This window comes from Oscillatoria sp. HE19RPO (assembly GCF_024220515.1).
Classification (GTDB): Bacteria; Cyanobacteriota; Cyanobacteriia; order Cyanobacteriales; family Laspinemataceae; genus Laspinema.
Genome location: NZ_JAMXOT010000164.1, coordinates 20,370 through 31,500 on the forward strand (window position 1 = coordinate 20,370; position 11,131 = coordinate 31,500).

The following is an 11,131-nucleotide window of genomic DNA, read 5'->3' on the forward strand; positions in this document are numbered from 1 at the left end:
GTTCCCCCCCCTTCCCCGGGATGCCATTTTTTGTTAAAATCTAAACAGATCGTTCAATATCAAGAAACCTTAGCTTACTTCCTAGCACAGACTACCTTGGAGCGTTTAAACTTGAACTGAACCCATTTAACCGCATAGTTGTAACTCAGCAGTATTCACCCTTGAAGCTTGACACCGGATTCGGGAATCGAGTAAACCTAGCCCTAGGAGCCTATCCTGCCTCTTTTAGGAACCGTCATCCCCATCACCCCTCCATCGATGCTCCCTGAAGGGGTGAGGCGACTGGCACTTCCGACGGCTACTACTCCTGAGAGAATACGGATGTCTGCACTCCCGAAGTACACCAATTGAGATACCTTAGAAGACAGAACTACATAAAACTTTACAGTCAGGAAAAATCCTCATGTTTGAGTATTTCACAGAAAAGTCCATAAAAGCGATTATGCTGGCGCAGCAGGAAGCTCGCCGCCTCGGTCATAACTTTGTTGGGACCGAGCAGTTACTCTTAGGATTAATAGCCGAAGGAACTGGCATTGCCGCGCAGGTCCTCAAATCCGAAGGGGTCACCCTGAATAAAGCACGGGTCGAAGTCGAAAAAATCATCGGCAGAGGCAGCGGCTTCGTTCCGGTGGAAATCCCCTTCACCCCTCGCGGTAAAAGCATTTTAGAAATGTCCCTGCGCGAAGCCAGCCAACTGGGACAACAATACATCGCCACAGAGCACCTCCTGCTTGCCTTAACCCAAAGCCGGGAAGGAGTTGCCTTTAAAATCCTGGAAAACCTCGGGGTCAGCCTGGAACGGGTTCGTGCAGAAGTGATTAAACGAGTCGGGGAAAATCCTGCACCCGCCGGTGCCGTCTTTGGTGGCGAACGGGGTCGGGGTCCTGGGTCCCAAAAAGCCCTGCAACTCAGCGAATTTGGAGTCAACCTGACGGAAAAAGCCCTAGAAGGAACTCTGGATCCGGTTGTCGGACGGAAAAAAGAAATTGAGCGGATTATCCAAATTTTGGGACGACGCACCAAAAATAATCCCGTCTTAGTCGGGGAACCGGGGGTGGGTAAAACCTCCCTGGCGGAAGGATTGGCGCAACGCATCGCCAACCAAGACGTTCCGGAAACCTTGAAAGATAAACAAGTATTCACCCTAGATATGGGGTCAATTCTGGCAGGGACGCGCTTCCGAGGAGATTTTGAGGAACGCATCAAAATGATTATGGAGGAAGTGCGTCAAGCCAAGAATATCATCCTGGTGATTGACGAAATCCATACCCTGGTGGGTGCTGGTTCCGTGGAAGGTGGGATGGATGCGGCAAATCTGCTCAAACCGGCATTGGCGCGGGGAGAGTTCCAATGTATTGGTGCGACAACTTTAGATGAGTATCGCAAACATATCGAACGGGATGCGGCGTTAGAACGACGCTTCCAACCTGTCACCATTGGCGAACCGACAATCCAAGAAACCATTGAGATTTTGCAGGGTGTCCGAGTGCGCTATGAAGAACATCACAAATTGACCATTTCTGATGAGGCGCTGGTGGCGGCGGCGGAATTATCGGAACGGTATATTACCGATCGCTTCTTACCGGATAAGGCGATCGACTTGATTGATGAAGCCGGTTCCCGAGTGCGCCTGCGGAATGGCAAAATGCCATCTGCACTGCGACAACTGAAAAAACAACTCACGGAAGTGACTTCAGAGAAAGAAGCGGCAGTCCGTCTTCAGGAGTTTGAAAAAGCCTCCAAATTGCGCGATCGCGAATTAACCCTAGAGGAAGAACTGGATCAACGCATCAAAACTGAGTACGCGGAAGTCCAAAATACCAAAAACCTCGTCGTCACCGAAGAAGATATCGCCCAAATTGTCGCCTTCTGGACTAGCGTCCCAGTCAGCAAACTCACCGAATCTGAGTCCGAGAAACTGATGCTGATGGAAGAAACCCTCCATCAACGGTTAATCGGTCAAGAAGAAGCGGTTAAAGCGGTTTCCCGTGCCATTCGTCGTGCACGAGTTGGCTTGAAAAATCCCAACCGTCCGATCGCCAGCTTTATCTTCTCCGGTCCTACCGGCGTGGGTAAAACCGAACTCACCAAAGCCTTAGCTGCGTACTTCTTCGGGTCAGAAGAAGCCATGATTCGCCTAGATATGTCCGAATACATGGAACGTCATACCGTCTCCAAACTGATTGGTTCTCCTCCGGGATTCGTCGGGTATGACGAAGGGGGACAACTCACGGAAGCAGTGCGCCGTCGTCCCTATACGGTGATTCTCCTCGACGAAATCGAGAAAGCACACCCGGATGTGTTTAATATGTTGCTGCAAGTCCTGGAAGATGGACGCCTCACCGATGCCAAAGGTCGGGTGGTAGACTTCAAGAATACCATGCTGATTATGACCTCAAATATCGGGTCTCGCGTCATTGAAAAAGGTGGCGGTGGATTAGGATTTGAGTTTGCCGACAACCGCGCTGAAGCACATTATGACCGAATTCGCAGCTTGGTGAATGAAGAACTGAAGAATTACTTCCGTCCTGAGTTTCTCAACCGTTTGGATGAGATTATTGTCTTCCATCAGTTGACGAAAGATGAAGTCACAGAAATTGCAGAAATCCTGTTGCGTGACTTGTTGAAACGCCTAGTTGAGAAACAGATGACCCTAGAAATCAGCGATCGCTTCAAAGAGCGGTTAGTAGAAGAAGGGTATAATCCCAGCTACGGTGCCCGACCCTTACGCCGCGCGATTATGCGCTTGTTGGAAGACCATTTAGCCGAAGCGATGTTATCTGGAAACCTCGATGAAGGGGATTCGGCAATCATTGACCTTGATGAAGCAGGGGAAGTGGTAGTCCAGCGTGTGGAAGGGCGATCTTTAGTCTCGCCTAGCAGTCGGTAAACGATTGAGATTGATAGAGGGATAAATTCCCTCTAAATGGATAAAAAGGCGGGGGAGAAATCCTCCGCCTTTTCTGATAGAATGAGCTAGGGCATCGGTACAGTAAAGGTTAGAAACCGGGTTTCTTTAAATAATCTCAGGCAAGGAACAGTAAATCTGGGTCAGAAACCCGGTTTCTGGTCCTGGGGATTAACAGTAAAGGTTAGAAACCGGGTTTCTTTAAATAATCTCAGGCAAGGAACAGTAAATCTGGGTCAGAAACCCGGTTTCTTGTCCTGGGGATTAACAGTAAAGGTTAGAAACCGGGTTTCTTTAAATAATCTCAGGCAAGGAACAGTAAATCTGGGTCAGAAACCCGGTTTCTTGTCCCCGAGGTTAGATAATTGCGATCGCCCCAAATTCACCGGGATAACAGAGGAAATGGAGTGAGTCAACATCGACCCCTGAAAGCTGTCGAATTATTTGCCGGAATAGGCGGGTTTCATTTAGGCATGGCAGCGGCGAATATTCAAACTATTTGGGCTAATGATAGCAGTGAATTAGCCGCTAAAGTGTACCGGAGTAACTTTGGGGAACAGTCTCTCCGGTTTGGGGATATCACGCAAATTGATATAACAGAGATTCCCTCTCATGATATTTTAACAGCGGGGTTTCCCTGTCAACCCTTTAGTCCTGCCGGAAAAAAACAAGGGATTCGCGACTGCCTCCGGGGAACCTTGTTTGAACGGATTATCGAAATTTTAGATAAAAAACAGCCGCAGTATTTCTTTTTAGAGAATGTCAAGCGGATGCTGACAATGGAATCGGGATATCACTTCCGGGTGATTTTGGATGCACTCGGTGCCTTAGATTATTTTATAGAATGGCGAGTGATTAATACCCTCAGCTTTGGACTTCCCCAAAATCGCGATCGCATCTTCATCTTTGGAACCCGCATCAACCCACCCCAAACCTATCTCGAACTCCTGGAAAACTATTCCGTATTGTTGACCCAATCTGATGTAGAAGCCATTCAAGTCGATAGCCAACTCCAGTCTAATTTTACCCCAATTTCAAGCAGTCAGAGCAAACTTCCCAACTGGGGAATTGCCTATAAACGAAAAATGTACGCCAAACCCATTCCTCCCTTGGCAGACATCCAACCGAGGAAGAAACTTCGCGATATTCTGCAAGACGAATCCGAGGTAGACTCCCAGTTTGATTTTACCCCAGATACCCTGGAAAGAATCAAGCAAAGTAAAGCAGTTAATCGGTATTGTAACGGAGTAGAAATCCTGTACAATCAAGGAGGAGGAGCCAGACTGGGTTATACTATTTTTGGCATTAATGGAATCACCTCAACCCTGACAGCATCCACCTCCAGGCATTATGAACGATATCGAGTGGGGGATAAATATCGCCGCTTAACCCCGGTGGAATATGCAAGATTAATGGGGTTCCCCGATGACTGGTGTCGCGTTGCCCGAATTTACGATCGCTATGCCTTATTCGGGAATGCGATCGCGCCTCCCTCTGTCGCCTGGGTTGGCAACCGAATCGGTCAAAAAAATCCCATTTCTTCAGTTCGTAGTAACGACTTCAGTCGTTTCCGAACAGTCGTAAAGTTATCCTAACCCTAAGATAGCGCATCTAAATCAATTTACTATAAAAACAGCGAGCAAGATACTCGCACTCCCTAGTTCGTAGTAACGACTTCAGTCGTTTCCGGGCCGTGGTAAAATTATCCTAACCCTAAGATAGCGCATCTAAATCAATTTACTATAAAAATAGCGAGCAAGATGCTCGCACTCCCTAGTTCGTAGTAACGACTTCAGTCGTTTCCGGGCCGTGGTAAAATTATCCTAACCCTAATCCAATAAACAACCCCTAAAATCCCTCCTTATCGCGGACTAAACTTAATCCGATAAACCGACCCCGGATACTCCTTAAATATTTTACTCACCTGACTCCGCAAATTCCAAAAGCGCACCGTATTATCTTCACTGGCAGAGGCTAAAATCTTCCCATTGGGACTAAAACTTACACTATAAACAATATTCTGATGTTCCCGTAACGTCACCAACAAAGCGCCATCTACACTGCGCCAAATTTTCACCGTTTTATCCGCACTCGCCGAGGCAATTAACTCCCCATCGGGACTAAAACAGACATCTAACACGGCATTTTGATGACCCGTCAAGGTGCGAACTTTGCCATGACGACCCCAGGAAATATCTCTCACCCACAATTTTACCGTCCCATCGCCACTTCCCGATACTAATTGATTCCCATCGGCACTAAAATTAACGCTATAAACACTATCTTCATGACCTTCTAAAGTTCTTAAGCAAATTCCATTAAACTGCCACAACTTGACTGTACCATCAGCTAAACCCGATGCGACTAAATTGCCTTTAGGCATGAAATCAATATCAAAAAAACCTGAAGTTTGTCGTTTAATGGAGCGAATTAATGTGCCATCTCGTTTCCAGAATTTCAACGTCTTATCTGCACTAGCAGTGGCAATGCGATTCCCTTTGCTATTAAAATCAACGCCAAACACTGCTGCATTATGTCCTTTGAGAGTGGTTAAAAAGGTTCCATCTCGTTTCCACAGTTTAACGGTTTTATCGGCACTGGCGGTGGCAATGAGTTTACCATCGGGACTGAATGCCACACTCAAAACGCTGTCACTATGACCATTGAGAATCGTATCGACACTGCCATTGAGTTGCCAGAGTCGGACCGTTGTATCAGCACAGGCAGCGGCGATCGCACTAGAAAGGGTGGGGGAAAAAAACATACAAAAATCAGCCCAGTTTGGAGTCAGCAGAAAGAACTTCAGGGGTATCTATAATTATAAAGGGTTCAGGTTTCAGTTTCATCTTTGGGGGAGAAATGCCTATTAAAATCCCTCAGAATTAACCGAAAATTGTCTATAATAGCCACATCGGATTGGGGAGGTTGTATGGCGTTAACAAGTGAACTGCGCTGGTTTTATCCGGGTTCTCCACCGGAGGCGATCGCCTATTGGTTTGCCACCGAATGTCCTCAGCAAGGGCCAGTGAGTCCAGAAACCCGAGATGATTTATATCTGTTCACCCCAAACTGTGATTATCTTAATATTAAATGGCGACAAGACCGCCTAGAAATCAAATGGCGGCAAACAGAATGGGGGGAGGTTCAGTTTTGGGACTGCCTATCTGGGAATCTGGAAACTTGGCAAAAGTGCGCTTGTGAGGAGTTGACTGCGGCAATGCCAGAGGATGCGGAAGCAAAGGGAACCTGGGTGAGGGTCCGCAAACGGCGATCGCAACGGTTCTATCAGGTTCAAGATACCACCATTGAACCTATTAGTGGCGATCGCCCCATGTCCCCAGGGTGCAGTTTAGAACTGACTCAACTGGCGATCGGGGATCAACCTTGGTGGAGTCTCGCCTTAGAAGCGTTTGGCCCCACCGACACCCTGATTGACACCCTAAAAGCAACCGCAACGGTCCTTAGCGCCTCCTATCCCCGGGAATTTCCCCTAACCCCTGCGGCATCCTTTGCCTATCCCCATTGGTTGCAACAGGTTCTCCAGGGACTGTAGAGGCGATTCGCGAATCGCCCCTACAAACACCGGATAACGACTGTAGAGGCGATTCGCTAATCGCCCCTACAAACCCGCATCCCCCCCCATCAACCCAGGACAAATGACCAATGACCAATGACAAATGACCAAGGACAAATGACCAATCCCCCATTTCCCGTAATATCGACCCAATTGATTCGGGAATCCCGATCTCTACTCTAGGCAGGGCTTAATTAGAATAAAAATGTGACAATAATAGGGAAAAATAGTATGCAACCCAATAATCCGAATCAGTTTACAGAAAAAGCGTGGGCGGCGATCGCCCAGACACCGGACCTTGCCAAACAAGCGCAACATCAGCAAATCGAAAGCGAACACCTGATGAAAGCGTTACTGGAACAAGAAGGACTCTCCAGCAGCATTCTGAATAAAGCGGGAATCAACGTCCAACAAATGCGCGATCGCACAGAACAATTTATCAATCGCCAACCCAAAGTGAGTGGCACCAGTTCCGTCTATCTCGGACGTAGTGTGGATACCCTCCTCGATCGCGCCGATGCTTATCGGAAAGAGTATGCCGATGAATACATTTCTATCGAACATATATTACTGGGATTCGCCAAAGATGACCGCTTTGGTAAAGGACTTTTCCAGGAATTAAAACTCACCGAACAAAAACTCAAAGAAACCATCTCCCAAGTTAGAGGCAGTCAAAAAGTGACCGATCAAAATCCCGAAGGCAAATATCAATCCCTAGAAAAATATGGACGCGACCTCACCCAAGCGGCGCGAGAGGGTAAACTTGACCCCGTAATCGGTCGAGATGACGAAATTCGGCGGACCATCCAAATTCTCTCTCGCCGCACAAAGAATAATCCCGTGTTGATTGGGGAACCGGGAGTGGGTAAAACTGCGATCGCCGAAGGACTCGCCCAACGAATCATCGCCGGAGATGTCCCCCAATCCTTAAAAGACCGCCAATTAATTACTCTCGATATGGGGTCATTAATTGCTGGTGCTAAATATCGCGGGGAATTTGAAGAACGCCTGAAAGCAGTCCTCAAAGAAGTTACCGAATCCGGTGGGAATATCATCCTGTTTATCGATGAAATTCATACCGTCGTCGGTGCCGGTGCCACCCAAGGCGCAATGGATGCCGGAAACCTGCTCAAGCCCATGTTAGCACGGGGAGAGCTGCGCTGCATCGGTGCCACCACCCTGGATGAATATCGCAAATATATCGAAAAAGATGCCGCCTTAGAACGACGCTTTCAACAAGTGTATATCGACCAACCCAGTGTGGCCGATAGTATCTCGATTTTGCGGGGACTCAAAGAACGGTATGAAGTCCATCATGGGGTAAAAATCTCCGATAGTGCCTTAGTTGCTGCAGCGACTTTATCGAATCGTTATATCAGCGATCGCTTCCTCCCGGATAAGGCGATCGACCTCGTAGATGAAGCAGCAGCAAAACTGAAAATGGAGATTACCTCCAAACCCGAAGAACTAGACGAAATCGACCGCAAAATCCTCCAGTTAGAAATGGAACGGTTGTCCCTCAAAAATGAAAGTGACATCGCCTCTCAGGACCGACTGGAACGGTTAGAGAAAGAACTCGGCAACCTCAAAGAACAACAACATACCCTAAATGCTCAATGGCAGTCTGAAAAAGACGTAATTGCTAAAATTCAGACTATCAAAGAAGAAATTGATCGGGTCAACATTGAAATTCAACAAGCGGAACGCAACTACGACCTCAATCGCGCCGCTGAATTGAAATATGGTAACCTCACCAATTTGCAAAAGCAACTAGAACAGGCGGAATCCAATTTGGCGGCCAACCAAACCAGCGGTCAAACCTTACTCCGGGAAGAAGTAACCGAATCGGATATTGCCGAAATTATCTCCAAATGGACCGGAATTCCGATTAGTAAATTAGTGGAATCCGAGATGCAAAAACTGCTGCAACTCGAAGACGAATTGCACAAGCGCGTCATCGGACAAGAGGAAGCAGTCACCGCCGTTGCCGATGCCATTCAGCGATCGCGCGCTGGATTATCTGACCCAAATCGTCCCGTTGCCAGCTTTATCTTCCTCGGTCCCACAGGGGTGGGTAAAACTGAACTCGCCAAAGCACTCGCCGCCTATCTGTTCGACACCGAAGAATCAATGGTGCGAATTGATATGTCCGAATACATGGAGAAACACGCCGTTTCGCGGTTAGTCGGTGCGCCTCCGGGATATGTGGGATATGAAGAAGGGGGACAACTTTCCGAAGCAGTTCGCCGTCGTCCTTACTCGGTCATTCTATTTGATGAAATCGAGAAAGCGCACCCGGATGTGTTCAATATTATGCTCCAAATTCTCGATGATGGTCGAGTGACAGATGCACAAGGACATACCGTAGACTTTAAGAATTCTGTGATTATTATGACCAGTAATGTCGGGTCACAGTTTATCTTAGATGTCTCCGGGGAAGACGAACAGTACGACGAAATGCGGGGTCGGGTGATGGAGGCGATGCGGAGTAATTTCCGTCCGGAATTCCTGAACCGAATTGATGAGATGATTATCTTCCATTCCTTGAAGAAAGAGCAACTGCGGCAGATTGTACAGTTGCAAGTCGAACGAGTCATCGAACGCCTGCGCGATCGCAAGATGTCGTTGAAGTTGTCCGATAGTGCGGTAAGTTTCTTAGCAGAAGTGGGATACGACCCCGTTTATGGCGCACGTCCTCTTAAACGTTCCATTCAGCGTGAGTTAGAAACCCAAATTGCTAAGTCTATCTTACGCGGTGATTTTACCAATGGGGATACGATTTTCGTGGATGTGGAAAATGAGCGGTTAGCGTTTAAGCGGTTACCGTCTGATTTGTTAGTTCAATCGGATTTGTAGGTTCCGCGTAACCGGCGGGGGTTTAAACCCCCGCCTAATAGCTAAAGTCGGTTAAAACCGACTGGAGAGGGTAATTTTAGAAAATGATTTAGGAGGGATGGTTTAAATGAGTGTTCAATTGATTAAGCATAAATTTACAGTTGATGAGTATGGGAAGATGGCAGAAGTGGGGGTTTTGAAAGAGGGCGATCGCGTTGAATTAATCCGAGGAGAAATCATAGAAATGTCACCCATTGGAACTCGTCATGCCGCTTGTGTTGCGCGCCTGATCAACCTATTCATGAATCGCCTAGGAAATCGAGCGATCGCATGGCCGCAAAATCCCATACAATTAGGCAACAACTCTCAACCTCAACCCGATGTAACCTTGCTGCAACCCCGGGATGATTTCTACGCCACCCAACATCCACAACCGGCGGATATCTTCCTATTAGTCGAAGTTGCCGATACCACCTTAGAAGGCGATCGCGCCATCAAAATCCCCCTCTATGCCGAACATCACATCCCCGAAGTGTGGTTAGTCAACCTCCCAGAAAACTGCCTAGAAGTCTACCGCCAACCCACCGCCACCGGATATCAAATCGTCAGTACATTCTATCCCGGAGACACCCTATCCTTACAAACCTTTCCAGACATCACCATCAACGTCAATCAAATCCTATCCTAATCATCATCTCCCCGTTCGTAGTAACGACTTCAGTCGTTCCCTCATGTTCGTAGTAACGACTTCAGTCGTTCCCTCATGTTCGTAGTAACGACTTCAGTCGTTTTCTTCTGTTCGTAGTAACGACTTCAGTCGTTCTCCCCCCGAATCTCCCAACCCAAAACAATGGCCTACAGTGACTTTACCTTAACAGAAATCAAAACAAAATTCAACTTAACCCTCACGGAACAAATCGATTTATTTTCCGACATTCCTGAAGTCCCAGGCAGCAATCACTTAACCGAAACCCTCCAAGATAATATCCCTCTTGCCTTGGCGATCGACACTGAAAAAGCGGGTTCAGAAATGATAGTCAACCCCATCTTAATCGAACTCAGAAAATACTTTCAACTCCAAATTAGTTTATTTTCCGGCGTACCCTTTAACGTTGATATCGCCCAGGGATTAAATGGAACCTGTGATTTTGTGATTAGTCACTCTCCCGAACAACTCTCCATAGAAGCCCCCATCATTACCCTCGTTGAAGCCAAAAACGATAACATTAACTCAGGACTAGGACAATGCCTCGCGGAAATGGTTGCCGCCCAATTATTTAACAAACAGAAACGCAATTCAATTTCCACCATTTATGGAGTTATCACCACCGGAAGCATCTGGAAATTCCTCAAACTAGAAAATCAAATGGCATCCATTGATTTAGTTGAATATTACATTCGAGATTTACCGAAAATTCTAGGCATTTTAGCCAGTGCGATCGCCTCCCCGTAGGGAAACTGCACGCCCCTCTATTCGGCGCATTGACATCCCGCCCTCAAACCGGATAAAATAGATGAGCCTAACCAGGAAATAATCACTTTGATTATCCCATCGGCGAGGAAACCTAAATCCTCAACCTGTTTATCAATTTAAGGGATAAGGACTTGAGGCAGGAAGACAAACGAATAGCATCCAAGGTTTTAATAGAAGGTATTCATAATGGAAAGTATTGACATAAGGGAACTCCAAAAAATAAAACCTTCAAAAAACCCGCACCCTGAAGGGTGGGGCTACACGGACAAAGCCCGCCTGCGCGGGCTAAAAGAGCCTTGTTAGGTGCGATCGCATCAAAGCAAGGATGATTTATTTGTTG

7 protein-coding genes are annotated in these 11,131 nt (G+C 47.2%); 6 read left to right on the forward strand and 1 reads right to left on the reverse strand.

Features of this window, described 5'->3' with window-relative positions; genetic code table 11:
* Positions 1 to 403 precede the first annotated feature (403 nt).
* The gene (locus tag NG833_RS15660) at positions 404 to 2,890 is read left to right on the forward strand and encodes an ATP-dependent Clp protease ATP-binding subunit (RefSeq protein WP_254566218.1); all 2,487 of its coding nucleotides are present in this window, start codon (positions 404 to 406) and stop codon (positions 2,888 to 2,890) included.
* A gap of 425 nt (positions 2,891 to 3,315) precedes the next feature.
* Complete coding sequence (locus NG833_RS15665) at positions 3,316 to 4,503, forward strand: DNA cytosine methyltransferase (protein ID WP_254566219.1); 1,188 nt, start codon at positions 3,316 to 3,318, stop codon at positions 4,501 to 4,503.
* A 266-nt stretch (positions 4,504 to 4,769) separates the two neighbouring features.
* On the opposite strand, the gene NG833_RS15670 is transcribed toward NG833_RS15665, so the two are convergent.
* Entirely contained in the window at positions 4,770 to 5,672 is a 903-nt protein-coding gene (locus NG833_RS15670) for a WD40 repeat domain-containing protein (RefSeq protein WP_254566220.1), read from the reverse strand.
* 165 nt (positions 5,673 to 5,837) lie between these two features.
* Between NG833_RS15670 and NG833_RS15675 the strand changes: the two genes are divergently transcribed.
* The 4 genes from NG833_RS15675 to NG833_RS15690 all read left to right on the forward strand — a co-directional run bounded on the left by NG833_RS15675 (position 5,838) and on the right by NG833_RS15690 (position 10,770).
* Positions 5,838 to 6,461 carry a hypothetical protein gene (locus tag NG833_RS15675; protein WP_254566221.1) on the forward strand — a complete coding sequence of 208 codons (624 nt, stop codon included), beginning with the start codon at positions 5,838 to 5,840 and terminating at the stop codon, positions 6,459 to 6,461.
* 252 nt (positions 6,462 to 6,713) lie between these two features.
* A complete protein-coding gene (gene clpB, locus NG833_RS15680; protein WP_254566222.1) occupies positions 6,714 to 9,338 on the forward strand; it encodes an ATP-dependent chaperone ClpB in 2,625 nt (874 codons plus the stop codon).
* Between the two features lie 106 nt (positions 9,339 to 9,444).
* Positions 9,445 to 10,005 carry a Uma2 family endonuclease gene (locus NG833_RS15685; RefSeq protein ID WP_254566223.1) on the forward strand — a complete coding sequence of 187 codons (561 nt, stop codon included), beginning with the start codon at positions 9,445 to 9,447 and terminating at the stop codon, positions 10,003 to 10,005.
* Positions 10,006 to 10,167: 162 nt separating this feature from the next.
* Positions 10,168 to 10,770, forward strand: a complete 603-nt coding sequence (locus tag NG833_RS15690) for a hypothetical protein (protein WP_254566224.1) — start codon at positions 10,168 to 10,170, stop codon at positions 10,768 to 10,770.
* Positions 10,771 to 11,131: the final 361 nt, after the last annotated feature.

What these genes read in the sequence shown, in the direction of transcription:
- NG833_RS15660 (WP_254566218.1), top strand. Translation starts at nt 404, where the DNA reads ATGTTTGAGTATTTCACAGAAAAGTCCATAAAAGCGATTATGCTGGCG.
- NG833_RS15670 (WP_254566220.1), bottom strand. Translation starts at nt 5,672, where the DNA reads ATGTTTTTTTCCCCCACCCTTTCTAGTGCGATCGCCGCTGCCTGTGCT.
- NG833_RS15675 (WP_254566221.1), top strand. Translation starts at nt 5,838, where the DNA reads ATGGCGTTAACAAGTGAACTGCGCTGGTTTTATCCGGGTTCTCCACCG.
- clpB (WP_254566222.1), top strand. Translation starts at nt 6,714, where the DNA reads ATGCAACCCAATAATCCGAATCAGTTTACAGAAAAAGCGTGGGCGGCG.
- NG833_RS15685 (WP_254566223.1), top strand. Translation starts at nt 9,445, where the DNA reads ATGAGTGTTCAATTGATTAAGCATAAATTTACAGTTGATGAGTATGGG.
- NG833_RS15690 (WP_254566224.1), top strand. Translation starts at nt 10,168, where the DNA reads ATGGCCTACAGTGACTTTACCTTAACAGAAATCAAAACAAAATTCAAC.